21 protein-coding genes are annotated in these 26,164 nt (G+C 70.6%); 8 read left to right on the top strand and 13 right to left on the bottom strand.

Features of this window, described 5'->3' with window-relative positions:
- Window positions 1-268: 268 nt before the first annotated feature.
- Window positions 269-1,741: an FG-GAP-like repeat-containing protein gene (locus tag ABT354_RS31040; protein ID WP_351499935.1), complete on the bottom strand. Its 1,473-nt coding sequence runs from the start codon at window positions 1,739-1,741 to the stop codon at window positions 269-271.
- A gap of 196 nt (window positions 1,742-1,937) precedes the next feature.
- Window positions 1,938-2,873, bottom strand: coding sequence for a trypsin-like serine peptidase (locus tag ABT354_RS31035; protein ID WP_351499933.1), 936 nt, complete (start codon window positions 2,871-2,873; stop codon window positions 1,938-1,940).
- 421 nt (window positions 2,874-3,294) lie between these two features.
- On the opposite strand from ABT354_RS31035, the gene ABT354_RS31030 reads away from it, so the two are divergent.
- The gene (locus ABT354_RS31030; RefSeq protein WP_351499931.1) at window positions 3,295-4,578 is read left to right on the top strand and encodes a hypothetical protein; all 1,284 of its coding nucleotides are present in this window, start codon (window positions 3,295-3,297) and stop codon (window positions 4,576-4,578) included.
- A 128-nt stretch (window positions 4,579-4,706) separates the two neighbouring features.
- On the opposite strand, the gene ABT354_RS31025 is transcribed toward ABT354_RS31030, so the two are convergent.
- Window positions 4,707-5,174, bottom strand: a complete 468-nt coding sequence (locus ABT354_RS31025) for a hypothetical protein (protein ID WP_351499929.1) — start codon at window positions 5,172-5,174, stop codon at window positions 4,707-4,709.
- 178 nt (window positions 5,175-5,352) lie between these two features.
- On the opposite strand from ABT354_RS31025, the gene ABT354_RS31020 reads away from it, so the two are divergent.
- The 5 genes from ABT354_RS31020 to ABT354_RS31000 all read left to right on the top strand — a co-directional run bounded on the left by ABT354_RS31020 (window position 5,353) and on the right by ABT354_RS31000 (window position 12,161).
- Window positions 5,353-6,090, top strand: a complete 738-nt coding sequence (locus tag ABT354_RS31020; protein ID WP_351499927.1) for a dienelactone hydrolase family protein — start codon at window positions 5,353-5,355, stop codon at window positions 6,088-6,090.
- 138 nt (window positions 6,091-6,228) lie between these two features.
- Window positions 6,229-7,044 (top strand): barstar family protein, encoded by an 816-nt coding sequence (locus ABT354_RS31015; RefSeq protein ID WP_351499925.1) that lies wholly within the window; start codon window positions 6,229-6,231, stop codon window positions 7,042-7,044.
- Window positions 7,045-7,165: 121 nt separating this feature from the next.
- Window positions 7,166-7,375, top strand: coding sequence for a hypothetical protein (locus tag ABT354_RS31010; RefSeq protein ID WP_351499923.1), 210 nt, complete (start codon window positions 7,166-7,168; stop codon window positions 7,373-7,375).
- A 573-nt stretch (window positions 7,376-7,948) separates the two neighbouring features.
- A complete protein-coding gene (locus ABT354_RS31005) occupies window positions 7,949-11,398 on the top strand; it encodes a phage tail protein (protein ID WP_351499921.1) in 3,450 nt (1,149 codons plus the stop codon).
- A 19-nt stretch (window positions 11,399-11,417) separates the two neighbouring features.
- The gene (locus ABT354_RS31000; protein WP_351499919.1) at window positions 11,418-12,161 is read left to right on the top strand and encodes a hypothetical protein; all 744 of its coding nucleotides are present in this window, start codon (window positions 11,418-11,420) and stop codon (window positions 12,159-12,161) included.
- A gap of 108 nt (window positions 12,162-12,269) precedes the next feature.
- Here ABT354_RS31000 and ABT354_RS30995 read toward each other — a convergent pair whose 3' ends face one another.
- Complete coding sequence (locus ABT354_RS30995; RefSeq protein WP_351499917.1) at window positions 12,270-13,136, bottom strand: SCO6745 family protein; 867 nt, start codon at window positions 13,134-13,136, stop codon at window positions 12,270-12,272.
- A gap of 98 nt (window positions 13,137-13,234) precedes the next feature.
- Between ABT354_RS30995 and ABT354_RS30990 the strand changes: the two genes are divergently transcribed.
- Window positions 13,235-13,816, top strand: a complete 582-nt coding sequence (locus ABT354_RS30990) for a TetR/AcrR family transcriptional regulator (protein WP_351499915.1) — start codon at window positions 13,235-13,237, stop codon at window positions 13,814-13,816.
- Window positions 13,817-13,850: 34 nt separating this feature from the next.
- On the opposite strand, the gene ABT354_RS30985 is transcribed toward ABT354_RS30990, so the two are convergent.
- From ABT354_RS30985 to ABT354_RS30955, 7 genes are all read right to left on the bottom strand, one after another.
- Complete coding sequence (locus ABT354_RS30985; protein WP_351499913.1) at window positions 13,851-15,029, bottom strand: cytochrome P450 family protein; 1,179 nt, start codon at window positions 15,027-15,029, stop codon at window positions 13,851-13,853.
- Window positions 15,026-16,354 carry an MAB_1171c family putative transporter gene (locus ABT354_RS30980; RefSeq protein WP_351499911.1) on the bottom strand — a complete coding sequence of 443 codons (1,329 nt, stop codon included), beginning with the start codon at window positions 16,352-16,354 and terminating at the stop codon, window positions 15,026-15,028. The genes ABT354_RS30985 and ABT354_RS30980 overlap by 4 nt, the downstream gene beginning before the upstream one ends.
- The gene (locus ABT354_RS30975; protein ID WP_351499909.1) at window positions 16,355-16,894 is read right to left on the bottom strand and encodes a ParH-like protein; all 540 of its coding nucleotides are present in this window, start codon (window positions 16,892-16,894) and stop codon (window positions 16,355-16,357) included. It lies immediately after the preceding gene.
- 235 nt (window positions 16,895-17,129) lie between these two features.
- Window positions 17,130-17,909, bottom strand: a complete 780-nt coding sequence (locus ABT354_RS30970) for a helix-turn-helix domain-containing protein (RefSeq protein ID WP_351499907.1) — start codon at window positions 17,907-17,909, stop codon at window positions 17,130-17,132.
- Between the two features lie 671 nt (window positions 17,910-18,580).
- Window positions 18,581-19,825 (bottom strand): MFS transporter, encoded by a 1,245-nt coding sequence (locus ABT354_RS30965; protein WP_351499905.1) that lies wholly within the window; start codon window positions 19,823-19,825, stop codon window positions 18,581-18,583.
- A gap of 84 nt (window positions 19,826-19,909) precedes the next feature.
- Window positions 19,910-20,311 (bottom strand): MerR family transcriptional regulator, encoded by a 402-nt coding sequence (locus ABT354_RS30960; RefSeq protein WP_351499903.1) that lies wholly within the window; start codon window positions 20,309-20,311, stop codon window positions 19,910-19,912.
- Between the two features lie 105 nt (window positions 20,312-20,416).
- On the bottom strand, window positions 20,417-20,998 hold the full coding sequence (locus tag ABT354_RS30955) for an NADPH-dependent FMN reductase (RefSeq protein WP_351499901.1): 582 nt from the start codon (window positions 20,996-20,998) through the stop codon (window positions 20,417-20,419).
- A gap of 251 nt (window positions 20,999-21,249) precedes the next feature.
- Between ABT354_RS30955 and ABT354_RS30950 the strand changes: the two genes are divergently transcribed.
- Complete coding sequence (locus ABT354_RS30950; protein ID WP_351499899.1) at window positions 21,250-22,434, top strand: acyl-CoA dehydrogenase family protein; 1,185 nt, start codon at window positions 21,250-21,252, stop codon at window positions 22,432-22,434.
- Between the two features lie 108 nt (window positions 22,435-22,542).
- Here the strand turns inward: ABT354_RS30950 and ABT354_RS30945 are convergent, their stop codons facing one another.
- Window positions 22,543-24,699: an aspartate aminotransferase family protein gene (locus ABT354_RS30945; protein WP_351499897.1), complete on the bottom strand. Its 2,157-nt coding sequence runs from the start codon at window positions 24,697-24,699 to the stop codon at window positions 22,543-22,545.
- 14 nt (window positions 24,700-24,713) lie between these two features.
- Window positions 24,714-26,063: a crotonyl-CoA carboxylase/reductase gene (gene ccrA / locus ABT354_RS30940; protein ID WP_502983531.1), complete on the bottom strand. Its 1,350-nt coding sequence runs from the start codon at window positions 26,061-26,063 to the stop codon at window positions 24,714-24,716.
- Between the last annotated feature and the right edge of the window lie 101 nt (window positions 26,064-26,164).

Genomic DNA, 26,164 nt, shown 5'->3' with positions numbered 1-26,164 from the left:
GCCATCCTCGACGCCCCCCGTACCCACAAAAAAGAAGCACCCATGCCACCTTGCGCTCAATTCTGCTCATGCCGCACCCTGACCGGCATGGTCGCCAAGCCCACCGAGGGAAAGGGCGGGCCCGCACCCGTCCGGGCGCGCCGAAAGGGCTGATGGCGCCCACCGGTGCCGGTGGGCGCCATCAGCCCCGGGCTGTCCGTGCACACCGGGCCACGAGCCTGCTGTGTCCCCATCCGAACAGGGCCGGACGGGGACGCGGGACGGGTTGTCAGTCCGTGAGGAACTCGCTGAAGTGCGAGGCACCCTTGGGTGCGCCGATCGTGGCCGCGCCGAAGGAGAACGAGCCGTTCGCGATCACGCCCGAGGCGTTCGAGCGGAAGACCCACAGCGCGCCGTGGCGCCGGTTCTCCGCAGGGCCGCCCACCACCAGCTGGGCCTTTCCGTCGGCGTTGTGGTCGGCCAGCGAGGTGGCCTCGCCGAACCGGTCGTGCTGCTCGACCTTGCCCGGTACCCCGGCGGTGAACTGGCCGAACTCCTTGGCGCCCGCGCCGCTCACCCCGTCGGGGCCGCCCTTCAGGACGATCACCCGTCCGGCCGCCGTGGTGCCGGTGACCTTCTCCAGGGGGACTCCGGTCGCCACATCGGTGTAGCCGTCACCGTCGGTGTCCCCGAAGGACAGGTTGAAGCCCATCCAGTCGTGGTACTCCGCCGTGCCGGGCACGCCCTCGGTGTCCTGGTTGATCCGCACCGGCTCACGGCTGGTGGACCGCCCGCCCGGTCCGCCGTAGGAGACGAAGACCGAACCGCCCTTCATATCGGGGGTGTCCGCCTGGGTGTAGTCGTCGGCCTTGCCGATGACGACGTCACCGAAGCCGTCCCGGTCCAGGTCGGCCACGCCCACACTGGTGCCGCCGACCGGCTTGTCCTGTGCGTTCTTGATCTCCACCGGGGCGCCGAAGCCGTCACGGCCGCCCGGCAGGACGAAGGTGCTCTGGAGCCATGGGTCCTCACGGAAGGAGAGGACCACCAGATCGCCGGTCCCGTCGCCGGTCACATCCCCGACGGCGACCGCACCGGTATGGGTCACCCCGGGTGCGTCGACACCGAACTCGCCGACCCGGCTCCAGGCGCCGGAACGCTTGACCGGCCCGTACAGCACATGACCGCCCTTGCGCACATCGCCCAGGACGATATCGGGGACCTTGTCGCCGTTGACATCGCCGACGGCCAGATCACCGGAGTCCTCGTCCTGGTCACCCGGTACGGGCTTCAGCACCGTCGCGTTCTTCGACAGCCCCGACGGGCCACCCCAGTTGACGGCGGTGGCCCGGCCGCTGTCGCCGGAGACCGCCGACTGGAGACGGCTGATCAGATCGGCGTACCCGTCGCCGTCCAGATCCGCGCCGCGCAGCCCCGTACCGTACTCCGCCGACCAGGGGATGGTGAGCCCTCGGCGCTCGGGCCAGGTCAGGACCTGCTTGCGGTCCTTGGTCAGCCCACCGGGGCCGCCGTACAGAACGCTGACCGCACCCGCCCGGGAGGACCCGCCGGCGGCGGCTCGCGGCGCCCCGACGGCGACATCGGCGTAGCCGTCCCCGTTGAAATCGTCGTGCAGCCCCTTGGCACTCGGCGCGGCGGGCGCCTGCGGTACGGCGCTCACCGCGGGAGCCGCCATGAGCCCGGCGACCAGGGCGATACCGGTCGCCGTGGCGAGACGACGACGGTGGGAGAGAAAGGACACGCGGGTCAACTCCAGAGATGGCCGGTCGGTTCGGCGAAAGCGGTGAAAGCGCTCTCCTGGCTGGTACGACTCCTTCCCTCAGCGGATGGTTGTACGCGGTCCTCATCCGGGGCGGGCACCGGACGCATCCACGGCCCGGCCCCGTTCGCCCGGGTGTCCGTTCGCGCGGGCCTCCGCGCGTCCGCAGGCCCGCAGGTCAGGCCTTCTGGGCGCGGTCGTAGACCTTCTTGGCCGTGGCTCCGAAGACCTCTCCGTACATCTTGGTGGGGGTGAAGGAGTCCAGGGAGGAGTTGACGGAGACGAGGGTGCCCTTGCCGCTGGTGGTGTTGAAGTCGGCGAGCCAGGGGCCCCCGCTGGAGCCGCCGGTCATGTCACTGGGAATGAACTGCCGGCCGTTCTCCTTCTTCGCCTTGCCGCTGACGTACAGCAGCTCCTCGCCGAGCTGCGGGCTGGTGGCGGGGTAGCCGAAGGAGTGGATGGTGCCGCCGACGGCGCGGTTGAAGGCGATGGACTGGCCGCCCACGACATCGGTCAGCTTGCGGCCCTTCTTGTCGGTGTCGACGGTGAGGGCGGCCATGTCGTTGACGGATTCCTTCTGCCAGCTGCGCGGGGTGGCGACGGCTCGTACCGCGAACGCGCCGTGCGGCTGCTTGCCCTTGTGGTACCCGGGGACGAACACCATGTCGATGTTGGTCATGTCGGGGGCGGATCCCAGACGGACACAGTGCGCGGCGGTCATCACGGCGGACTTGTTGGCGCTCTTGACGGCGGTGGCCGAGCACCAGCTGGGGCCCTTGGCGGTGATGAAGAAGAGGCGTCCCACGGTGCTCAGGGGGGTGCCCCGCCAGGTCTTGGTCCTCGGTCCGGTCGGGCCGAGGTCCACGGACTTCCCGACGGCCTTGATACGGGCGGGGGTCCAGTACGCGAGGGCCTCCTTGCGCTCCTTGGCGGTGAACTTCAGGACGGAGACCGGGTCGGCCGCCGTCGCGGCACGGGCGGAGTCCGTCGTGGCCGCCGTCGCGGTCGCGGTCACCGAGGCCGGGGCGAGGAGGGCGAGGGCGGTACCGGCCACGACGAGTGCCGCGGCCCGGCCCCGGATACGGCGGGCGGCGGACGTGGTGGTCTGGGTCATGGCGGTTCTCTCCTGGGCCGGTGCGGAAGTGGGCCGGTCTGTCGGCCCGCTCATCAGGAGCGGGTGATCCACCTGTTCGGTTGACCCTGTCGAGAGCCTGTGACACAGGTGTGCGGATACGCGGACACGGTCGGCGCAACCCGCCGTCGGGGGCGGCCGGTTCATGTGCCCGTCGCGATGGGCCGGTTCATGGCCCCGTACGGCACCGGCCTCGTGGCGCGTGAGGTAGGTCACATCGCCGGAACCCGTGATCGGCTGCGGACAACGAACGGGTGAAGGCGCGTCCGGGCCGGGAGTGGTGCCGACCGGCCACCCCATCCGGGACGCCACCCCCACTCGGGACCCCGCCCGGGCCGCCTTCTCCGCCGGGCCACCGGCCCCACCGGTCTCCACCGGCGGAATCGACCCATCCGAAAGGCGCATGGTGAACAACAGCGGAACCGCACGTCGTACCACCCGTACCAGCAGTACCACCCGTAACAGCCGGGCTGGCCATGGCAGTCGTACCACCCGTAGCAGTCGTACCACCCGTACCAGCCGTGCCGCGCTCGTCGCGGCCGTCACCCTGGCGATGACCGCGACCACCACATCGGTGCTCGCCGCCCCCGCACCCCCCGCACCGGCGGCGGCCCTCAAGTGGAAGACCGCGACGATCGCCACGGGCGACACCGTCGGCACCGGCGCCGTCCGCCCGGACGCGGGGACCACCTGGGTGGCGGGCATGGCCGTCGACCGGGACGCGAGCGGCGCGCACATCGGCTTCACCCCGACGATCTGGGAGCGGGACGAGCGGACGGGAACGGGCTGGAAGAAGCTCTCCACCGACCCGACCTCGGTCACCGCCGACATCCGGTTCAACGGCATCGACGCCGTGTCGGCGCGGCAGGCCCTCGTCGTCGGCGACCACACCGATGACGGCGACGGGATCGTCACCCAGCACTGGAACGGAAAGCGGTGGCGGACCGTACTCGCACCCGTCCCGGCGGGCACCCGCACCGCAGGCTTCCTGACCGTCGAGCAGCTGGACGCCAAGAACGCCTGGGCCACCGGCTGGACCCAGACCGGGAACGGCGTCGAGGCCCAGTTCCAGCACTGGAACGGCAAGCGCTGGAAGCCGGTGGACCTGCCGGACCTGGGCGCGGGCCCGGACGGGGGCTTCGAGCTGCGGGGCGTGTCGGCGCAGAACGGGAAGAATGTCGTGGCGGTCGGCGGCCTCTCCACCGGCGGGCAGACGAAGCCGCTGGTACTGCGCTTCGACGGCACCCGCTGGACGAAGGCCGCCCTGCCCTCCCTCGGCCGGGTCCAGGCCCGGCTGCTCGCGGTCACCACCGGGGCGGACGGCGCGATCTGGGCCGTCGGGGAGACCCGCTCCAGGACCGGCGGCGAAGCGGGGCTCGTCCTGCGGTACGACGGGAAGAAGTGGACGAGGCCCGCACTGCCCAAGGACACCCCCGCGCTCAGCTCCGTGGCGCTGAGCAAGGGTGACCCGGTGCTCCTCGCCCGCACGGACGACGAGCACTTCCCGGGCCTGATCCGTACGGGGAAGACCTGGAAGTCCCTCGGCATCCCCGCCACCCAAGGGGGCAAGAGGGTGAGCGTGCACAAGGTCGTCGCCCATGGGGACACCCTCGATGTCCTCGGTTCCCACCCCAAGGGCCAGGGCCGGCTCACAGGTCCTCAGCTGCTGCTGACGGCCCGCCGCTGATCCGGTGGGCGCGGTACGGGCCACCTGACCCGTACCGCGCCCCGCGGCCGGTGAGGATCCGGCCGGCGACCCGAGACGGTGGTGTTCCGCCGGCGGCGGGCGGGGACGACCTCACGGTGGCCGTCGGGTCATGTTCCCCGGGGGACGAAGCCTCCGTAGGCCACACCGGCCGCCAGCACGGCCAGCGCACCCAGCCGTACCCACCGGTTCGGTACGCAGAACGCCGCGACGACGGTGTACGGAACCCCGGTCAGCGCGATCCTGGCCTCGGCGTTCCCCAGCGAGATGCCCTCGCTGTAGGCGGCCAGACCCGCCAGGACGCCGAGGGTGCCGAGGAAGAAGACCATGACGGCCCAGCCGATCCGCCCGGACGTGGCATCGCACATCGGCACCACGGCCCGCGCCGGCAGGCCCGTGATGGCCAGCAGGCCCACCATCAGTGGTACCCCCAACGCCAGGACCAGCACGATCGCCGTGCCCCCGCCGACCCAGGCCGCCGCCACCAGCACAAAGCCAAGGATGGGCACCGTACCCGTCATCACGGCCCAGACCAGGAGGAGATGGAGGGCCGCAGCTGCCCCTTTGCCGCTCGTCATGCCGCAGATCGTGTCAGCCGACGCCCTGGCGCACATGAGTTCCCGTACTCAGGACGGACGCCCCTCGCCTGCTACGACCTCGGCCCGCTACGGCCCGCGCTCCCCGTCGATGGGCGCTGTTCCGCCGGCGGCGGAACACGGGCCGGAACGGGCCCGACGATCACTACAGTCCAGCGACATGACGACGATTTCGACGCGTACGGTCGCGTACCCGGCCGACGGTTTGACGATGACCGGACACCTCGCGCTCCCCGCCGGCGCCGACCGCCGGCCCGCCGTGCTGCTCGGACCGGAGGGCATGGGGCTCAGCGACGTCGAGCGCCGCCGGGCCGACGCTCTCGCCGAGCTGGGATACGTAACGCTCGCCTTCGACCTGCACGGCGGGCGCTACTTGAGTGACCCCGATGAGATGCTGGCCCGTTGCCTGCCCCTGCTCGCCGACCCCGACCGGATGCGGGGCATCGGCCACGCCGCGCTCGACGTGCTGCGCGCCGAACCCCGGACCGACCCCGACCGGATCGCCGCCATCGGTTACGGGACCGGGGGCGCCGTCGCGCTGGAACTCGGGCGCGACGGCGTCGGCCTGCGCGCGATCGGGACGGTCAACGCCCTGACCACGGGCCGACCGGGCGAGGCCGCGCGCATTCGCTGCCCGGTATGGGCCGGTGTCGGGTCGGAGGACCCGATCATGCCGCCCGCGCAACGGGACGCGTTCACCGCCGAGATGCAGGCCGCGGGTGTCGACTGGCGCCTCACGGTCTACGGCGGCGCCCTGCACGGCTTCCACCACCCGACGGTCGACCACCCCGTGGTCCCCGGCGTCGGCTACCACCCCCGGCACGCACGGCGGGCCTGGCGCGACATCGTGGACCTGCTCGCCGAGTGCCTGCCCGTGACGGAGGACCTGGGCGCATGACCCGGGCACGGCCTCGTCCGCACCCGGCCGCCCCTCCGCCGGGAGCCCTCCTGCTTCGACGGCCCGCGACCGCGCCCGCGTCGGACGACAGGGGCCGATCTCCGCCCCGGCTGTAGGCTTTTCGGCCCAGGGGGTGTGGTGGACGCGGTGGACAGCGCGGGGGAAGAGCGCGGGTACGCCTTGACGGGCGACGCGGACGGGGGCGACTTCTGGGGTTTCGCGCGGGAGGCCAGAGGTCTGTTCCTCGGCGGCGAGGACGGTCTTCGCCAGGTCGAACTCCTGGGGTGCTCGCCCCAGGGAACCCTCCTGACCTGCCTCGCGCATCTGGGCGGTCGCCGCGCGTCCGCCGGGAGCGCCCACCTCGCCTTCCTCGACGCCGAGGGAGTCGAGATGGGTTCGTACTTCGTGAGCGATGTCATCGCCACCGCCGCCGAGCGGTCGAGGCACGGCGAGGGCCTGCTCGATGTGACGGTGCGTCTGTGGTGCGAGGAGCTTCTCCCCGGTTCCGCGTGGGTGTGGGAAGCGCTGCGAACGGGGCAGCTGAACCGGAAGGGCCTGTGGCACTCCCTCGACGCGGAAGGGCGCCGGGCCTGGTTGTCCGTGGCCCTGTGGACACGGAGGTATCAGCGCCGCGCACACCCCGAGGACGCGGCACCGGGAGGGGTGTTCACCCTGGACGGCCGGCAGGTCGTCGACGCGGACAGCTTCTGCTGCGCGCTGGGTGAGGCCATCAACGGGCCCGGCGGGTACTTCGGGCGGAATCTCTCCGCCGTGGACGACTGCCTTCGGGGCGGCTTCGGTGCCGGACCTCCGTTCACTCTGGAGTGGCGGGACTCGGGCGCGGCGACTGCCCTGCTGCTGAGCGACCGCCCGAGGGACAGGGACACCAGGGCCTTCTTCGAGGTGCTTCTGGAGATCTTCGCCGACCGTGGAGTCGACGTCCTGCTGCGGTGAAGCAGGGGGTGTCTTCCTCCCCCGGCCGGACCGCCCGCGGATCGGCCGCCCGGTCATGGGGAGGCTCGGCTTGTGCGGAGGCGGTCCGGGGTGGTCGAGTCCAGGGTGGGAGCATCTCGGTATGCGCCTGCTGGTTGATGGCACGACCCCGGTCCCGAAGTCGGTGCTCGTCGATCACCTGGAGATGGACGCCGGATATGTCTTCGAGCTGGTGGAGCCGCTCGTGCTGTTCGCGGGTGACCGGATCGGCTTCGAGGCCACAGCCCTCGTCATCACACGGGCTGACGGAGCACGGCTGACACACGCCGGTCACTGGGCCACTCGATGCTGACCCGGAGCGAGCCGAAGCCCTCTCCGCCCCGGACGCTCCCGCACCCCCGCCATGTTTCGGTGTTGGGGTGGTGACGTTGTGGTCACGCTCGCGCTGTCACTCTCGGGTGAGGAGTGTCCGGGTGTTCGGTTCCACCGTGGCGCCCCCTGGGGACGGGGGGTGTGAGGGAGGCCGGTGCAGATGACAGCCCCCAGGTCGCCGGTGCCTCGGCCGCAGCGCGCGGGGCCGGCTGCGGCTGTTGACCGGGGTCGGGGGGAGTTATCGGGCCGCCCGGCGCGCGGGGCGGGGGCGCCGGTGTCGAATGCCGTGGTGGCGGCGTCTCTGTCGGGTCGTCCGGGGGGTGGTCGTTCCGTTCGTCCGGTGGGGCGTCCGCCGCGTGGGGCGCAGGGCCGGGTGGGGAACGGGGCGGTCGCGGAGGCGCTGGGCCGGGATCCGGGGGCGGGGAGGTCGGGGGCTGATCGTGCGCCGTCCGGTTCCTCCTCGGGTGGTGCCGGGTCGGTGCGGCGTTCGGGTCCGCATGCGGACCCGAAATTCGTCGTCCTGAAGGGGGATGTGGGGCGGAAGAAGCGGGCGGTGGCGTCGTCGCATCCGCCGGCGCGGGTGGAGGCAGGCGCGGCGCAGGCGGCCGCGGTGCCGCCGAAGGACGATGCCGAGGCCCAGGGCAAGACCGTCAACGCGGAGCGGATGAACGAGGCCGAGCCCGGGACGTTCGACAAGGCGGCGTTCGTCGCGGCGGTGGAGAAGGCGATCACGGACCGCGCGCCGGAGAATCTCGACCAGGCGGACAAGTTCGCGGACTCGGGCAAGGCCGAGGAGGTGAAGGCCGAGGTCCAGGGCAAGGTCGGCGAGGGGAAGGAAGCCTCCGCCGGGGAGATCACCGATACGACGGCCGCGCCGCCGGACACGTCGGCGGCGGTGGTGAAGGAGGTCACCCCTCTGGCGGCGGACCGCCCCCCGGGTGCCCCGGCCGCGCCGAACGCCGCCCATGCTGTCCCCGACCGTCTCCCGCCGTCCGCGACCGACCTCTCCGCCGGCCCGGCAGGGGTCAAGCGTGACATGGCAGCGGCGCAGGTCACCGAGACGCAGCTCCGCAAAGGCAACGAGCCCGCGTTCACCAGCGCGCTCGGCCACAAGAAGAAGGCCGAGCAGCACTCGGCGGCTGCCCCGGGGCGGATGCGCAGGCATGAGGCCGGGGAGCTGACGGCCGCGACCGGCGAGGCGAAGAGCACCGGGTCGACGGCGATGGCGGGGATGGCCGGGGCCCGGGTGGCGACCGGTCAGCAGGTGGGTGCGGGCAAGACCGGGGCGCAGACCCGGGACGAGGAGCAGCGCGCGCAGGTCACCGCCAGGCTCCAGACGGTGTTCGACGGCATGAAGAAGGACGTCGAGGCCATCCTCACCGGTCTCGATACGAAGGTGGACGAGCGGTTCACGCGGGAGGAGAAGGCTGCGCGGGAGGCGCTCACCGTCGAGCACAAGCGGGAGATGGCCGCCTACAAGCGCCGCCGCTACCCCCCGAACCCCGCGGGTTTCGCCCGCTGGGGCAGGGATCTGTTCAAGGGTTTGCCGCCGGAGGCGGACAGGATCTTCGACACCGCCCGCCGGAACTACATCCGGCGGATGAAGGAGGTCATCGCCGGGATCGCGGATCTGATCGCCGCCGAGCTGGGGCGGGCGAAGAAGCGGATCAGGGAGGGGCGTTCCGAGCTTCAGGCGGAGGTGAAGCGGCTGCCGGTGGGGTTGCGGGCGATCGGCCGGCAGGCGGCCGCCGATTTCCAGGGCCGGTTCGAGGACCTGGCCCGGTCGGTGGACGACAAGGGCACCGAACTCGTCGACACCCTCGCCGCCCGGTACACCGACGCTTTGAAGGCCGTGGACAGTGAGATCGCGGCGGAGAAGGAGAAGAACAAGGGCCTGGTCGACAAGGCGAAGGACGCGATCACCGGCGCCATCAACACCATCAACGAACTCCGTAAACTCCTGATGGGGGTGCTGGCGAAGGCCGGCACCGCGATCATGCTCATCCTCAAGGACCCCATCGGCTTCCTCAGGAATCTGGTCACCGGGGTCGGCGCCGGCCTGAAACTCTTCCTCAAGAACATCAAGACCCATCTCCAGCAGGGCATCATGGGCTGGCTGCTGGGCCAGACCGCATCGGCCGGGCTTCAGCTCCCCGCCCGCTTCGACACCCGTGGCGTGTTCACGATGCTGGCCTCCCTCCTCGGACTCTCCTGGGCCAACATCCGCGCCCGCCTCACCCGCCGCGTCCCCGAGGAGGCCGTCGCGGCGGCCGAGACCGCGCTCCCCGTCGTGGCGGACGTGCGACGGCGGGGTGTCGCCGCGCTCTGGGACGACGTCCGCAACAAGGTCGGGGACCTGCGCAAGACCCTCCTCGACAAGGTCATCGCCTACGCCACCCCCACCATCGTCACTGCGGGGATCATGTGGATCCTCTCCCTCCTCAACCCCGCCTCCGCGTTCGTCCGCGCGATGAAACTCATCATCGACGTCGTCACCTTCGTCGTCACCCGGGCCCGCCAGATCATCGACTTCGTCAACGCCGTCCTCGACTCCGTCATCGCCATCGCCCGCGGCGCCACAGGAGCCGTCCCCGCCCTCATCGAACGCGCCCTCGCCCGCGCCATCCCCGTCCTCCTCGCCTTCCTCGCCGCCCTCATCGGCATCGGAGGCATCACCGCACGAGTACGCCAGATCGTCCAGACCATGTCCCGACCCGTCAACCGCCTCATCGACCAAGCCATCGACCGCATCGCCACACTCATCCGACGCCACCGGCCCGCGCGGACCCGCCCCGGGAACGGGCGGGACGGAACCCGACCGCCCGTGCGTCCCGGCCGTCGACCCGATCGCGGGCGCGGGCGGCCTGCCCTCGGCCCACCGGGCGGACGCCGCGACCCCCGCCGCCCTGGAAGTGACCGCAGGAAGGACCGGCGGGAGACGGCGGCAGAGCAGGAGGACCGCCTCCGCAAGGCGGTGGCCGAGGCCCGGCGTTTCACCGACAGCGGCCGGCGGTTGAGCCTGCTCCTCCATGTGCGCCTCGCGCTGATCAGACGCAAGTACGGTCTGGCCGAACTCAAGGCGACCAGGCTGGGCAGATCGTTCGTCTGGAACATCCGAGCCCGTCTGAACCCGGAGGCCTACTTCAAGGCGTTCTCCATTCCCGACCAGTTGGAACCCCTGCGGGTGGAGATAGGCCAGGCTCTGTCGCAGCTTCCGAAGCGTGAGCACGCACCGGTCCAGATCAAGGAGGTCAGAAACGTTGTCAGTGCCCTCCCCGGGGTCAAGGAGGCAGTGGCGAACGGGTACCGGCTGATCTGGGATCCCATGACCCGGGACGCGTGGGTGCTCTTCCTCGGCAGGGATGACGAAAAGGCCCGGAACAGTGCTATCGGGCAACTCCGCCGGGCCAGGGACTATGTGGCTGTGAATACGATGGGCGATCAAACCATCTTTGTCGATGCGAACATCTCCAACTCCAAGCTGGAGAACAAGGAGGAGCACTATGTGATCGACGCAGCCGGGAACTTCGTCCCCAGGATGGTCGTGAGAAATGTGACCTCCTGGGATCGGGAAAACATCGATGCGCGTCCGAGTCGTGGGATTCCCGCCAAAACGAATAAGGTTATCACCGAGTTCACACATGTCGACGGGCGGTCGGGTAAGAGTCCCTGGGTCTCCGCCACCAAAGTCACCTCGGGGGACATTAGAAACCCGCAAGGGGAGTTGTTCGGAGCGAAGAAGGATCGTATCAAGATCGACCTGTCGTACATCAGTCCCAAGAATCTGCGCGACCTCACCGGTGCCGAGGGTCAGAAGAAGTGGCAGATCAACACGAAGAAGACCGTCGAGGACGTAGTCCGCACACAGGAAGTGCTCGTCTTCGGAGCCATTCCCCCGGAGGCGATAGAGTGGCTCACCGAGAAGGAAATCATGGCGGAACGGGCCTGGTACGAGGGGAAGGGCGGCGAAGTCCTGCGCGTCCTGCCGCATGAGGACAGATAGTGAATCGGGGTGGAACGCGGTGATTGCATGGGAAGAGCAGGAACTGGCAGACCCGGAACTGGAGAGCCTGCGGGTGGCATTGCTCTTCCCCAAGGGCAGGGAACGGACGACCGAGAGCTTCCTCGGACTGCTCCGGAGCGGTGACACGTCTGCCGTGTGCGTGGCGTTCGACTTCTATCGGCACTGTGAGGTCATGACGCGGCACGGCGGGGAGAACTCCCTGACGGTTCACAAGGACGAAGTCCTCGAACGCGCGCGGGGCATCCTGGCGTCCGCGACGGCCGAGGAGGAGCACTCTGTGGTGGCCCTCTCCGTCCTCGGCTTCCTCGCGGGGCCGCAGGACACGGAGCTGATCCGCGCGGCGCTGGAGTCGGCCGGGACCGAAGAGGCCCTGATCGCCGCCGTCAGAGCGGCGGACACCATCCTGGAGGCGGGAGGATCGGACAGCACACAGGCGAAGTCCCTGACCGCAGCGGTCGCCCGGCCGGCCTTCGACGCGAACCGGTCCGAAGCCGTGCGCTGGCTCGCCCTGAACGCCGTCGCTGAGGGGCCGCCCCTCCTCGCCCAGGAGTACCTCCTCCAGGCTCTGGAGCTGCCGAGCATCACCCTTCAGGCCGTGGCGGGGCTGGCGCTGGCACAACACGATTCGACGGCCCATCGCCCGATGTTGGAGGCCATGGTCGCCGGGTGGCCGGAGGACGTCGACTTCCCGGCGGACCGGCTGCTCTCCCTGCTGGAGGAGACGGCGGGGAGCGGAGACTGAGGTCTCCTGTCGGCACGGCTCCGCGCCCCAACAGAAGGACTCGTGCCCACCCCTCGTGCCCTTCGACCTGCGCGGTCCGCGCCGTGGGCGCCGTACGGCGACGGGATGTCAGATCTTCCCGATGCCGAGCGTGTTCTCGCGGGGCAGCAGCCCCGAGCCGAGAGTCGTGAGCCAGAGGGGGTCGAGGAGGTCGGCGAGGCGGGCGGTGGACTCGGGGCCGAGTGTCTGCCAGGGGGCGGTGGCCAGTTCGTCGGTGTGGCGCTCGACCTCGGCGCGCAGGGCGCGGCCGGTGTCGGTCGCGGTGCCGTCGGGGTTGAGCAGCCCTCGTGCGGAGAGGCGTTCACGGGCGGCCGCCCAGGCGGGCTCGCTCCAGCCGCGGCTCGCGAAGACCTCGGTCGGCGCCGCGCCGATCGCGGCGAAGGACACCAGCGCCTCCACGGGGTCGAGGCCCGCGGTCAGGAGCGCGGCGAGATGGCCGTCGCCGCGGTGCTCGCGCAGGATCGTCGCGGCGTGCCACAGCACGAGGTGCGGCTGCCGGGGCCAGGGGAGTTCGGCGTTCGCGGCGGCCAGCGGGCGGCCCTCGGTGGGTGCGGCCTCGGCCGCCCGGCGGGCGAGCGCGGCGGCCTCGGCGAGATCGGGGCTCTCCGTCGCTGCGCCGAAGAGGGCGCGGTACGCCCGGTCGATGCCGCGCGTCCGGGCCGCGAGCACCGCGTCCGGTGGGGCGATGTCCCAGGCGGCGGGGATGTGCTCGGCGACCATGTGCGGGCTGAAGTTGTAGAACGCGGAGGCCACCCGGCGGGGCCCGGCCGCCCCGAGCGGCGCCGCCCGCAAGGGGAAGTAGCTGGGCCAGCGATCGTCGGCGTCATAGCCCAGCGCCTTCATCTCCTCGAAGACCTCTGGCGCGTAGTAGAGGACGGCGTGCAGGGGCTCCAGGAGGTGCCACATCTGCCGTGTGCGCCCGTCGTCGTTGCCCATACCGGCTCCTCCGCCTCGCCACCCGTATATCTTGACATCGACTAGATTGCCGCCGACCGGCAGTCTTGTCAATGACTAGATTGCGTTAGCCTGCCCCCATGACCACCGAACGCGCCTATCACCACGGGGATCTGCGACGGGCCCTGCTCACCGCGGCCCTCGATGTCATCGCCACCGAGGGGCCGGCGGCCCTGTCCCTGCGCGACCTGGCCCGCCGTGCGGGCGTCTCCCATGCCGCACCCGCACACCACTTCAAGGACCGCGCGGGCCTCCTCACCGCCATCGCCGTCGAAGGCCACGGCCTGCTGTCCGCCGCGCTCGGCGGGGCGGACGACCTCCGCGACCTCCCCGACCTGAACGACCTCCGCGACCTGGGCGTCCGTTACGTGCGCTTCGCCACCGCGCACCCGGCACACTTCCAGACCATGTTCCGCCCGGAACTCCTCCGCCCGGACGACCCGGAACTCCTCGCCGCACGCGAACGGACGCGCGATCGGCTCCGTACGGCCGTCCAGGGGTACAGCGACGATCCGGCCATCGGCTTCATGGCCGCCTGGTCGATGGCGCACGGCTTCGCGACGCTGCTGCTCTCCCACAACCTCGACGGCCCGCTGGACGGGCGGGACCCCGAGGAGATCTTCCGCGCTCTGACGGGTGAGATGTTCCGGCCCACAGACTGACGCATACCTGCGGAGGCGCGGCGCCGATCCGGGTCTACCAGCGGACCGGGAGGGCCTCCAACCCGCGTTTGTGGAAGGACGGCCACCACTTCAGCCTCTCCGGTCGTACGGCGAGTTCCAGCGTGGGTCGTACGCGGGCGAGGGTGGTGAGGGCGACCTCTGCCTCAAGGCGTGCCAGAGCGGCGCCGAGACAGTAGTGGGCGCCGTGGCCGAAGCCGAGATGTGCCGGGGCCCGGCCCGGGTCGAAGAGATCCGGCGCGTCGAAGTGCGCCTCGTCGCGATGGGCGGAGAGCAGGGCCACCCAGATACGTCCCCCGGCGGGAATGGCGGTCCCGCCGATGGTGAGATCCCGCGTCGCGAAGCGCCGCACGGCCATCGGGAAGGGCGGGTTCCAGCGCAGGGTCTCCTCGATGACCTGCCGTGGCGAGACCTCCCCGCGGGCGAGTGGCCCGAAGCCCGCCGGTCCCAGCAGCAGGCCCAGCGTGGCGTTGCCGATGAGATGTACGGCGTTGTCATAGCCGGCGAAGAGGAGCAGGAAGCTCAGCGCGACGAGTTCGCCCTCGTCGAGCCGGTCGTGTTCGTCGTGGGAGGACAGCAGATCGGAGAGCAGATCGTCGCCGGGATCGCGCCGCTTCCGCGCCAGGACATCGAGGAGGAACCGGTGCATGTTCCTCATGGCGGTCCGGGACTCCGTGGCTGTTCCGGGCCGTGGGGACATGAGGGAGCCGGTCCAGGAGCGGAAGTCCCGCCGGTCCTCCAGGGGGATGCCGAGAAGGTCGCAGATCACCGTCATGGGCAGCGGCTCGGCCAGTGCCGGCATGAGGTCGAACCGGCGGTGCCGGCCGGCGTCGAGCAACTCGTCGGCGTGCTGCTGGATCCGGGTCCGCAGACCCTCGATCCGACGGGGGGTGAACGCCGCGGCGACCAGTCGCCGGACCCGGGTGTGATCGGGGGCGTCCATATTGAGGAGGTGGGCGTCCAGCTCGGGGGGCATGGAGGACCGGTACTCCTCCCCGGTGCGGGCGTTGGCCTTGTTCAGCGAGAGCCGTGGGTCCGCGAGGGCGCTGCGGGCCTCCCGATAGCGGACGATCACCCAGACGGGTTCGCCGTCCGGGGTGAGACCTCGGTGGACCGCGCCGGCGGCCCGGAGCCGGCGGAAGCCGTCGTGCGGGTCGGCCAGCAGGGCGGGGCCGAACACACCGGAGTCGGTCATCGCGCGGTGGGCTCCGGGGAAGGGTCCTGGAGGGCGGTCCGGAAGTCCGCCACGATGGGGGAGGAGTGGTAGGCCGACGCGACCCGCATGAGCCAGGCCTGCTCCTCCTCGATGTCCCCGTCCGCCGGATCGTGGGGTGTCTCGGGGGTCGATTCCGGCAGCGGCCGGCCGGCGGCCAGGTCCCGGAGCGCGGCGGCGATCTGTGAGGCCTCCACGACCGCCGACGCGCGATCGGCGGTGAGGCGATCCCTCCGCGCACGAGCGCGGGCCTGCTCCGCGATCGGCTTCCGATAGTAGGAGAGAAGCAGGAGCTGACCGTCCCGGATCTCGGTGATCTGCCGACTGACCAGCAGCTTCAGCTCACTGGAGGTGTGGTGCACCTCCGGATCGTCATGGGGGCGTGGTACGAGGCGACCGTCGCGTACCTCGATGACCCAGCGGCCGAGGAGGCGACGCGGGTCGCGGGGGTATCCAGGGGCGGAGCGTGGGGGCGGGGACTTGATCAGCACCACATGGGGGAATGCCTCGGTCACGGCACTCCACAGCGGATGGAGGGTGCGGTAGGCCCTGGCGTCCCGCCGGAACTCGCGTGCGCGGTCCAGACCGACGCCCCAGGCCGGCATGGTGATCCCCACGGCGAAGAGTGCCGCACTGGTGCTGGCCGACATCGGGGCGGCATAGCTGTTGAGGGCGTCGGTGAAGGCGGAGTCCCAGAGCAGCGAGATGATCTTCGGTAGCGCATAGCCGAGACCGAAGGCCGCACCGAGCGCGACGACCCGCAGACCACGGCGGAGCCAGGGCCTGTCCACCGTCCTGGCGTACTCCCGGCACAGAACCAGCAGCCCGGTCATGCTGACCGTGTAGAGCAGCGCGTACACGAAGAGGAACTGGGTGATGTACGGAGTGTGGGCGTAGTGGGCGTCGAAGTCGATGGGGTGCTCGCCGTCGCTGACATCCCCCAGGAAGAACAGGATGACCATCGCGACGACGGAGAGGACCGCGTAGCCGACGATGATCCGGTACCGCAGGCGCACCTTCGACTTGGCGGAGGACCAGCGGACGAGCAGCGCCAGCCATGAGGTGAGGCAGGTCGCGACCGAGACATAGACCGGGAGCGTCATCAGATTCGGATAGCCGAACAGGGCGTCGAGCCGGACATAGAGCCAGGGCGCGGCCAGGACGAAGGGGGCGGCGAAGGTGGCGATGGCCAGGCACAGCAACCGTAACTCGGGATTGCGCGGGTCCTTGCGGAGATCCTTGGCCTTGTAGAAGAAAGCGCTCCACGAAATGACCGCGAGGATGCCGTAGACGGTGTTGTGGAGCACCTACATTCCTCCGGAGTTGCGCTCCAGGGAGCGTTCCAGGTGCCTCACGAGATTCTCCTCCGCAGGGGAGAGCGCCCGGTTGCGCCGTGCCTGTTCGGCTGTCTTACGGGCGTGCAGGGGTAACAGCGAGGCCACCATTTCGGCCGCCCGCTCCTCCGCGCTGGTGTAGATGGTGCGCCCCAGGACGGTCCGCACGAGGTCGGGACTGAGCGTGGGCATCAGGAGTTGTGCCACTTCGTCCCTGTTGGCCTGGGTCGAGGTATGTCCGAGCAGCATATGTCCGGCTTCATGGCGGACGATATGGGCACGGTGGGCCTTGCTGGTGTTGCTCTGATACAGGATGTAGTCGACCTCATCGGTGGCGACCCACAGTCCGCACGGGCTGCCGGGCCTGGTGGGCATGGCCATCGGCACCAGCGAGATCTCGCGCTGCCGGATGCGTTCGAGGGCGTCGCAGACCGCGTTCGCGTCGTACGGCGCGGTGATCTCGATTTGTTCGATCACCTCGGCACAGTGACGTAGCAGTGACTTGTCGTCCATCCTTGTTCCCCCTGGATGCGTGGCCGGCCATTGCCAGCGAACAAATTCCATGTGTGTTCCCGTTGCTCACCGGACGCATGGCCCGTGCGGCCACCGTGTCGGCAGCCCGGGGAAGAACCCTTCATGTGCCATGGCCGGGAAAGGCCGGCAGCTCAAGGCCAGTGCTCAGGACCATTGCTTCAAGGCCATTGCTCAAGGCCGTTGCTCGATCAAGGCCATGACTCACCGCTGGGCATCACATCCGCCGGCGGCGTCCGGCCTGGCTCAGATGCTCGATCATCGGGACGAGCGCCTGGCACGCCTCTTCGTCGAGATCGGCCATCGCACGCATCGCGATCTCGCGGGCGCCGACGCTCCTGAGTGCTTCGAGCACCTTGAGATCCTCTTCCGAGACCCGGCCGGCGGCGGCGTCCTCGAAGTAGGCCACGGGCATCATGAAGAACCCGGCGAGCGCCGCCAGGAGGTCACCCGACGGAGCCGTCGTGGCCTCGCCGTTCCGCAGTGCCGCGATCTCGTCCGCGGTGATCCGGTGCCCCTCGCGCGCCAGGGCGCCGGCGACCTCTTCCTCGCTGTACGGGGCCCGCCCCGCGGGGACGACGGAGGTGAAGAGGCGGTCGAGCCGCCGGGCCAGACGCTCCACCGGCACGGCCGGGTCCGCCGGTACGGTCGGGTCAGCCGGGTTCGCCGGGACGGTCTCCGGGGCCGGTCGGCCGACGGCGCCCGGGGAGGGCTCCGCCGACAGACTGTCGGTTTCGCCCAGGAGATAGCCGACCGATACCTGGAAGACCCTGGCCAGGGCTTTCACCGAGTTGATACCGGGATTGGTGACGGCGCCGGACGCGATGTTCAGTACCGTCTGGTGGCTGATCCCCTTCTCGGCGCCGACCGCGAGTTCCCTGCTGCGCTGAGCGATGTCGTCATAGGTCGAGGGGCCGGTGCCGTTCGGGTGCCGAGTTCTGATCAGCCACGTCAGCCGGTCGGCGATCGTCCCGCGACCGGTGGGCGCTTCACCCATCTCGTTGAATCACTACTCCTAGGTCGTCTCTTCCGGATCTTGCTGGGCTCGCGTGCCCTGGCACCGCACCTCGCCGCGTTGTCGTCAATCACCAATGCTCCGCAGTGGCTCAATCCTCCGCCTTGCGATGCACAGCACCAGACCCCGCTCCCTGATCCAGCCTGATCCGGAAGAAACTCCCTGGCCGGGGACGGCAGTTCACTACCCGGAGGGAATCTAGTTGGCTAGATGAGGGTCGGCAATGCCCGTCTGTCATCTATTTCACTTGACACGATCCGGAAGGGTCGGCGTATGGTCGGTTCGCCCATCCAATGGATTTGATGAGATGCCCGGCCGCCCACAGCGGCCTCACCGCCGCTCCGGGCTGCGCGCTGTGAGCGACACCGCCCGCTCAGCCTTGCGACACCAGCCCAGTGAGGGACCATGTCTTCGAGTTCAGTTCTCGTCAACCGTCACCTGCCCCGGAGTTCGGCCTCCCGCGACAGCTGGGACCCGTCGTAGTCGCTGCGGCCCGGACCGTGTGTATCCGGACCCCGTGCGCCCGTGCGCTATAGTGGATCTTGTGTTCGCGCCGGTGATGGGCCGGTGGCGGGCCGCGCGTTGGTGGTCCAAGGAAAGACACCCCACTTCCCGTGGGGGGATGCAGGTGCAAGGCCTGCCCAGCGCTCAACTCAGGTCCCGGTCTCCGCTGCGGAGACCGGGACCTTTTGTTGTGCCACGGGGCGGCTGGGGTACCGGCGGATGGATCCCGCGATCACCAGCGCGGCGGCGATTCCGATGGCGGTGGCGGTGAGCGCGACCCCGGTGCCGCCGTGGGCGGAGACCGCCCAGCCGCCGACGGCGCCCGCGACCGCGATACCGGCGTACAGGCCGCTGGTGTTGAGGGCCACCGCCTCGGCTTCCGCGTCCTGGGCGAGCATCAGGGCACGGGCGTTCATCGGCGGGTTGAAGCCCCAGCCGGCGAAGCCCCAGGCGGCCAGGGTCGGGACCACCAGCCAGATCGGGGCGTCGTCGGTGAGCAGACCGGTCACCGCGAGGGCGGCGGTCGACGCGACCAGCCCGGCGAAGGTGGCCGACAGGGCGCGGTCGGCGCCCCAGCGGTCGGTGAGCCGTCCGCAGACGAAGGTGCCGAGGGCGCCGAAGACCCCGATGACGGCGATGAACAGGGCCAGTACCGGGCCCTTGCTTCCGGTGAGGTCGTGGGTGAGCGGGGCGATATAGGTGTAGGTCATCAGCCCGCTGGAGGCGCCCAGCACCGTACCGGCGACGCAGAGCAGGACCGCCGGGCGGGAGAGGACGCGCAGCTGCCGGCGTACCCCCGTCCCGGGTGCTCCGGGCAGCTCGGGCAGCAGCCGCCAGGAGGCGAGGGCGACGGTGAGGGTGAGGAGGGCGACGGCGACAAAGGTGGAGCGCCAGCCGAAGGAGGCGGAGAGCAGGGTGCCGATGGGGACCCCGACGAAGAGGGAGGCCGTCAGCCCCATGGCCACCGTACCCATCGCCCGCCCCACCCGCTCCGGCGCGGCGGCGCGGCCGGCCATGGCGAAGACCGCGGGGGTGATCGCGGCGGCGATCAGCGCGGTGAGGACACGGAGGGCGGTCAGGGTCGCGTAGCCGGGGGCGAGGGCGGTGACGATATTGGCGGCGGCGAAGAGGGTCAGCCCGCCCACGATCAGGGGTTTACGGGGCAGCCGGGCGGTGGCCACGGCGAGCGGGGGCGCGGCCACGGCATAGGTCACAGAGAACACGGTGACGAGCTGTCCGGCGGCGGCCGTGCTGACATCGAGATCGGATCCGATCTCGGGCAGCACCCCCGCGATCACGAAGTCATCCGTTCCGATCACGAATGTTGTCAACAGCAGGCAGACGAGCCACCCGGAACCGCGCGGCCGGGCCGCGTCCTTCACTTCAGTAGCCATGCCCGGACGGTAGGAGCTTGCCACCGGTGTCAACGTCAACCGCCGGGCCCGATGCCCCCGTTCGCCACCCCCGCCCCCTGTCCGCTATCCCCGCCCCCGGGCGGCCTCCGCCGCAGGCCCGTGCCCCAGGGACGCCTCCAGCTCCGCACCGTGCCGGGCGAGCCGGTCCCGCTGCTCCTGGAGCCGGGCGAGCCGGCTCTCCAGCGACTCCAGCCGCTGCCGTACGGTGTCCAGCTCACCGGTGCACGCCGGCGCCTCCGTCAGCGGCCGGTCCAGACAGCCGTGCTCCAGGTAGTGGAGCACGTCCTCGGTGGTCAGCCCGGTCGCGAGCAGCTCCTTGATGTTGCGCGCCCGCACCAGGGCGGCCTCGTCGTACTCCCGGTACCCGTTGCTGTCGCGGAGGGGCGCCAGCAGCCCCTGCCGCTCGTAGTGGCGCAGCGAGCGCGTGCTCGCCCCGACGCGCTCCGCGAGTTCCCCGATGCGCATCTTCCCCCTCATTCCCGTGCCGAGGCGGTGCGGATGTTCGGCCTCCTCCCGGACAACTCCTCCGTATGAGGGCCGCATTCCCGTCCGGGCGGGTCGAGCGCGGGCTCAGTGGACGGGCGTCCTGGCGAACTCCACCACCTGCCGGGCCATGGTCTCCATCTGCTCCCGCACATGAGGATCCGTGCAGGAGCCGTCCTCGGTGAAACCGACCGCCGAGGTGTTCACCACCACACCGAGCGGTGTCGGCCAGCCGCGCAGCGCGTGGGTGATCGTCCGTAGTGTTCCCAGTGTGGCCACGCCGCTCTGCCAGCCCTGGGACACCGCCAGACAGCCGACGGCACGGCCGGTGAGGTAGGGGCGTCGGTCGGTGCGCAGCTCCTCGATGTGGTCCAGGGCGTTCTTGATGAGCCCCGATGTGCTGCCGTGGTAGGCGGGGCTGGCGATCACCACTCCGTCGGCCTCGGCCACGGCGTCCAGCAGCCGCCGGGCCGGCCGGCACCGGTCCCGTGGGCGTTCACCCGGGTCGTACAGGGGCATGATCAGCTCGGCGCCGCCGATGACCGTGGTCCGCGCGCCGAGACGCGCCGCGGCTGCCAGCGTCGCACGCAGGGCCAGCTCGGCGGTCGAACCCGGCCTGGTCGAACCTCCGATGCCCACGATGCTGATGGGACGCGGTACCTCATACACCGTTGCTCCTTCATCCACACGTCAACCCTATGCAGCGGCTTCCATCGGCCGTTCTCTCGCAGGTGGCGCGGCCGGAAGACGGGCGATTACAGCGCCGTGGACGGATGCGCGGAAACGCCAGCTAGCGTGTGCCGTCACGGGCACGTTGCGGCACGGCGTGCAGCTCTGCCGCGCGTCCGCCGGTCGTTTCGCCCGCCTCCCGGGAACAGGGGAGGAAAACACCCGCGAACGGCCCACAAGGAGTAGCCATCATGTCTCAATCGACCGTCGAGAAGGTCCCCACCCATGCGGATCTGATCGAGCGGGCACAGGCGTTGATCCCCCTGCTGAGGCGCAACGCCGAGCAGACCGAGAAGGAGTCGAGGGTCCCGGACGAGAGCGTGGCCGCCATCCGCGAGGCGGGGCTGCTCCGGCTGAGCACACCGCGTGAGTGGGGTGGCTGGGAGCTGTCGATGCGTCAGCAGGTGGAGATCCTCTCGGAGCTGGGCCGGGGCTGTCCTTCCACCGGGTGGATCGCCGCCAACCACGCGGCCTCCGTGGACCTCGTCATGCTCATGCCCGAGCTGGGCCTGCGGGAGATATACGGCACCCACCCGGATGCCCTGATGCTCTCGGCCGCCACCCTCGACCCCCAGCTGCGGGGCGAGAAGGTGGACGGCGGAGTGAGGGTCAGCGGCCGTTTCCCCTATGCCTCCGGCTGTGAGATCTCCGACTGGGCCTTTCTCGCCTGGGTGCCGATCTACGAGGACGGCGAGCAGACGGGCGTGGCCAACCTGCTGACTCCCCCGAGCGGTTCGCGGATCGAGCACACCTGGAAGGTAGCCGGGCTGCTGGGCACCGGTACCCATGCGATGGTGATGGAGGATGTCTTCGTACCGGACCGCTTCATGGGGTTCGCTCCGCTCAAGGAGGACAGCGCACCCGAGCCCCTGGTCCCGGCGACCGTCCTGATCAAGGGCAATCTGCACTCCCTCTCCTCCTTGGTGGGGGCGGCCCGTGGGGCGCTGGACGTGGTCCGGGCCAAGCTGGAGGAGCACAAACCCCTCGCCTTCTCCACGTACTCCCGCGCGATCGACTCCCTGTCGGTGCAACAGGAATTCGCCGAGGCCACCCACTTGATCGACACCGGCATGCTCCACATGCTCGCGGTGGCCGACGGGTTCGACGCCGTGCCCGAGGGCGAGGACGCCACCCCGGAGGAGCGGGCCCGTCTGCGTATGCACATGGTCAGCTCGTTGGAGCGCTGCCGCGAGGCGATGCAGCGTCTGCTGGACCTGGCGGGGACCAGCGGGTTCGCGCAGTCCCACCCGGTGCAGCGATACTGGCGGGACCTGGAGATCGGCAGCCGCCACACCGCCCTCAACCGGCCGATGATCTTCGAGGACTATGCCCGATCACTGCTCGGGACGGGGGCCCCGGTGTCCCTGCTGTTCTGACGCCGCGAAACGTACGGGCGAAACGTACGGGCGATGCGTACGGGCGATGAACGGCCCTGCGGGCGCGGAGACGCGTCCGCAGGGCCGTTCGCCGTGGTGGAGAGGTGGTCAGACCGTCAGCACCTCGGCCAGCTCCGCCGGCAGCAGACCCGGGTCGCCGTCGACGCCGAACCCCGGTGGCAGCGCGAACCCCCTGGGCGCGGGCACCGCCCCCGCCGGATCCCCGGTTCCGGTCAGCCGCCGCAGTACGGGGCTCACCACCACGGCCGTGTGCCCGGCGGACCGTGCCGCGGCGACCTGCCCCGCGACATCGGCGGTGAGGGTTCCCGGCACGGCCCCCGCGCCGCTCTCGACCAACAGGGGGAAGACCGTCACCTCGACCGTGCCACCGTCGGCCGCGCGGTGGCGCACCGGCGGGCACGGAGCCATGGCACGCACGGCCGCCGACCGTGCCACGAAGGCCCGCAGGGTGATGTCGTCCAGCTCCGCGAGTGAGGGGTCGAACTGCCGCAGCGCCTCGGGCGTGCCCAGATCGGCCACGTAGGCGACCCGGACGGCCGTCGCCCCGCCCCCCTCGACGGCCACCCGGGTGGCCGTTGGCTCACCCCCCTCGGCGGCCGGTGCCGAGGGGCGGAAGTCCCGGATCCCGGTGCGCGGTACCGGACTGTCCCCACCGGTCAGCGGGTGCACCAGGTGCAGTGCGTCCTGGTGCCGCAGTATCCTGCACACCCCGCGCAGGCCCGCCGCCAGCTGGTCGATCGCGGCGTCGTCGATGTTGTACGACGGCTGAAGCCGCAGGGTGTACGGGGAGCTGCCCGTCGGCATGAGCCGCACACCGTACGTGCGCAGGAGGAAGCCGGAGACGGCGAAACCGAAGAACCCGGAGCGCGCGTAGTTGCGGATCACCGCCGAGCCGGACGCCGACTGGTCGGCGAACTCGAATCCGAGCAGCAACCCCCGCCCGCGCACGCCGTGCACCACGTCCCCGAACTCGGCGGCGACCCTCTCCAGTGCGGTACGCAGGCGTGCCCCGCGCTCGGCGGCCCGGCGGTACGCGGCGCCGCCGTCCCGCTCCAGCATCTCCAGGACCTTCTCGGTGATCCCACAGGAGAAGCTGTCCTTGGCGAAGGTCGAACTGTGCAGCAGCTCGAACTCCTTGACATACGCCGATCGCCTGACCAGGAGCATCGACGTCTTCGCCAGGCCACCGCCGACGCTCTTCGCCAGGGTGTAGTAGTCACCTGTCAGACCGATCTCCGCGCTGGCGAAGAAGGCCCCGGTGCGCCCGGCACCGGTCTGGATCTCGTCGACCACCACCGGACACCGGAGTGCCCGGCACACGTCGGCGATCCGCTCGGCCTGCTCGGCGGTGAGTTCCCGGATGCCCCCCTCGCCCTGGATGGGCTCGACGAGGAAGGCGGCGACGAATGGCACCGGCCGCCGTACCACGTCCACCGAGCCGTCCTCGGTGACGAGGTCGAGCAGGTACGGCCGCTCCGCCTCGACGTAGGTCAGGGCTTCCTCGGGGTGGTCGGCGGAAACGAAGCGGGCACGTGCCCCCAGCGCCTGGAACGGCAGCCGGAACGTCGGGTTGTGCGTGAGCTGAAGGGACCCCACCAGCTTGCCGTGGAACCCGCCGGACAGGGCGAAGAACACCGGCTCCCGGCCCATGGCCTTCGTGTTGTGCCGTTCCACCTCCGCCACCAGCGTCGCGATGTCCCCGCCGGGACCGGCCAGCTCCGCGGCGGCGGCCGACAGCCGGGTCTCACCGGACCGCGACCGCTCCCGTACGTCCCGGACATGGCCCGCAACCTCCTCGGCGAGCGCGCCCAGGCGGAACACCCGCGCCAGTTCGGCGTGTTTCATCGCCGCTTCGACGGCCTCGGCGCCGGTGTTGGCGAACACCACCTCATACGGCTCCCCGGCGTCCAGCTCCCGCCGTGCGATCGTGTTCAGCGCCGCCGCGACCCGCTGGGCCTCGGTGCGCCGGGACAGCTGGGCGTGGCTGGGCGTCCCCCCGTCCAGCAGGGCCTTGGCGTGGGCCACCAGCTCCGGGTGGTTGTGCCCGAAGAACAGCGAGCCGAAGCCGCCGACGAAGTCGGTGACCGGCCGCTGCCCACCGTCGGGCTCCGCCAGATGGACCGTGTCGCCCTGCGCCCGGACGTACTCCACGTCCAGGCCCCACGCGGACAGGGCGTTTCCCAGATGACGTTCCGCCAGCTCTTCCATCGGTTCTTCCGTCGGTTCTTCCGTCAGCTCTTCCATCGGGGGTGCTCCTTTCACAGTGATGACGAGGGCGCGAACTCCCGCAGCGGGTTGAGCCGCTCCGGACCGATACGCCTGCGTACGTCCGGCGCGGTGACGCCCAGACCGGGCTCCGGGGCCAGGCACAGCACGCCGACCTTTCCGACATGCTGGTTCCTCTGCACCAGCCGGGTCGCCTCACCGGCCCGGTCGAGCGGGTACAGCGCGGACAGGGTGGGCATGATCCCGCCCTGCGACACCAGGCGCGTGGTCCGCGCGGCCTCGTCCAGGTTGGCGCCGTGGCTGCCGACCACCTTCTTGAGCCGCATCCACAGATAGCGATTGTCGAACTCGTGGTGGTAGCCCGTGCTGGAACCGCAGGTGACCACCGTGCCGCCGCGCCCGGCGACGAAGACCGAGATACCGAAGGTGGCGCGCCCGACATGCTCGAAGACGATCTGCGGATCGCTGCCGGTCTCCGCGCGGATGATGCGCCCCAGCCGCTTGCCCGCGGCGATGGTGTCCTCCGGAGAGGGATCGGGGTCGTCGCTCAGCCCGATCTCGGCTCGGTTGACCACCACCTCGCAGCCCAGCCGGCGGACCGCTTCGGCCTTGCGCTCCGAGCCCACCACCGCGACGGGGATACCACCGCCGTTCTTGACCAACTGCACCGCGTAGGCGCCCAGGCCACCGGCGGCGCCCCACACCAGGACCACATCGCCCTGCGTCATCCGAGCCCCGTTCGCCCCGACGAGCATCCGGTAGGCGGTGCTGCCGCACATGGGGACGACAGCAGCCTCCTCCCAGGTCAAATGGGGTGGCTTGGGCACCAGCATGCTCGCACGGGCGATGGCGAACTCGCCCATGCCGCCGTAGTTCGTCTCATAGCCCCAGGCGCGCATCTCGGTGCCGAGCATGGCGTCGGCGTGGGTCACCGGCTCCTCTTCGTCCACATGGACCGGATGCACCACGACATGGTCGCCGGGCCGCCACCTGCTGACCTTGGCACCGACCCGGACGACCACGCCCGCCGCGTCCGAGCCGACCACCTGGAACGGGCGGTCGTGACGCGCCGCCCACCCTCCCCGCGCCGCGAACCGACGCAGGAAGTCGAAGGTCGGCAGCGGCTCGAACGTCGCCGACCACACCGTGTTGTAGTTGATCGAACTGGCCATCACCGCCACCACGACCTCGTCGGGGGCCAGCTCCGGCATCCGCACCGGGCCGACCCGCAGCGATCTCCTGACGTCCTTGTCGGCGACATCGCCGAACATCCCGGTGTCCTCGGCGCGCAGATGCGCGGCGGTGTACTCGTCGGGAAGGTCCAGATCCTCGAACACCTTGGCCGGCCGGTCGTCGAGGATCGCTTCCAGGAAGGGGTTCACAACAGCTCCCTGACATAGTCCAGTGGCTGTGGAACTTAGTCCCGCCGGGGTAATCGCCCGTTCTACGCGCCCCGTGGGACCCGGATTCTCGCCGGTGTCCG

Origin of the sequence: Streptomyces sp. NPDC000594 (assembly GCF_040299965.1) — a bacterium.
GTDB lineage: Bacteria > Actinomycetota > Actinomycetes > Streptomycetales > Streptomycetaceae > Streptomyces.
Note: the sequence above shows the minus strand (reverse complement) of the source record. Positions and strands in the feature narration are given on the sequence as shown.

Bases quoted from the DNA above. Each gene is read 5' to 3' on its own strand.
- ABT354_RS30950 (WP_351499899.1), top strand. From the start codon at position 21,250: ATGTCTCAATCGACCGTCGAGAAGGTCCCCACCCATGCGGATCTGATC.
- ABT354_RS30995 (WP_351499917.1), bottom strand. From the start codon at position 13,136: ATGGGCAACGACGACGGGCGCACACGGCAGATGTGGCACCTCCTGGAG.
- ABT354_RS31035 (WP_351499933.1), bottom strand. From the start codon at position 2,873: ATGACCCAGACCACCACGTCCGCCGCCCGCCGTATCCGGGGCCGGGCC.
- ABT354_RS31020 (WP_351499927.1), top strand. From the start codon at position 5,353: ATGACGACGATTTCGACGCGTACGGTCGCGTACCCGGCCGACGGTTTG.
- ABT354_RS30960 (WP_351499903.1), bottom strand. From the start codon at position 20,311: ATGCGCATCGGGGAACTCGCGGAGCGCGTCGGGGCGAGCACGCGCTCG.
- ABT354_RS30975 (WP_351499909.1), bottom strand. From the start codon at position 16,894: ATGGACGACAAGTCACTGCTACGTCACTGTGCCGAGGTGATCGAACAA.
- ABT354_RS31010 (WP_351499923.1), top strand. From the start codon at position 7,166: ATGCGCCTGCTGGTTGATGGCACGACCCCGGTCCCGAAGTCGGTGCTC.
- ABT354_RS30990 (WP_351499915.1), top strand. From the start codon at position 13,235: ATGACCACCGAACGCGCCTATCACCACGGGGATCTGCGACGGGCCCTG.
- ABT354_RS30945 (WP_351499897.1), bottom strand. From the start codon at position 24,699: ATGGAAGAGCTGACGGAAGAACCGACGGAAGAACCGATGGAAGAGCTG.
- ABT354_RS30965 (WP_351499905.1), bottom strand. From the start codon at position 19,825: ATGGCTACTGAAGTGAAGGACGCGGCCCGGCCGCGCGGTTCCGGGTGG.
- ABT354_RS30985 (WP_351499913.1), bottom strand. From the start codon at position 15,029: ATGACCGACTCCGGTGTGTTCGGCCCCGCCCTGCTGGCCGACCCGCAC.
- ABT354_RS30970 (WP_351499907.1), bottom strand. From the start codon at position 17,909: ATGGGTGAAGCGCCCACCGGTCGCGGGACGATCGCCGACCGGCTGACG.
- ABT354_RS31025 (WP_351499929.1), bottom strand. From the start codon at position 5,174: ATGACGAGCGGCAAAGGGGCAGCTGCGGCCCTCCATCTCCTCCTGGTC.
- ABT354_RS31030 (WP_351499931.1), top strand. From the start codon at position 3,295: ATGGTGAACAACAGCGGAACCGCACGTCGTACCACCCGTACCAGCAGT.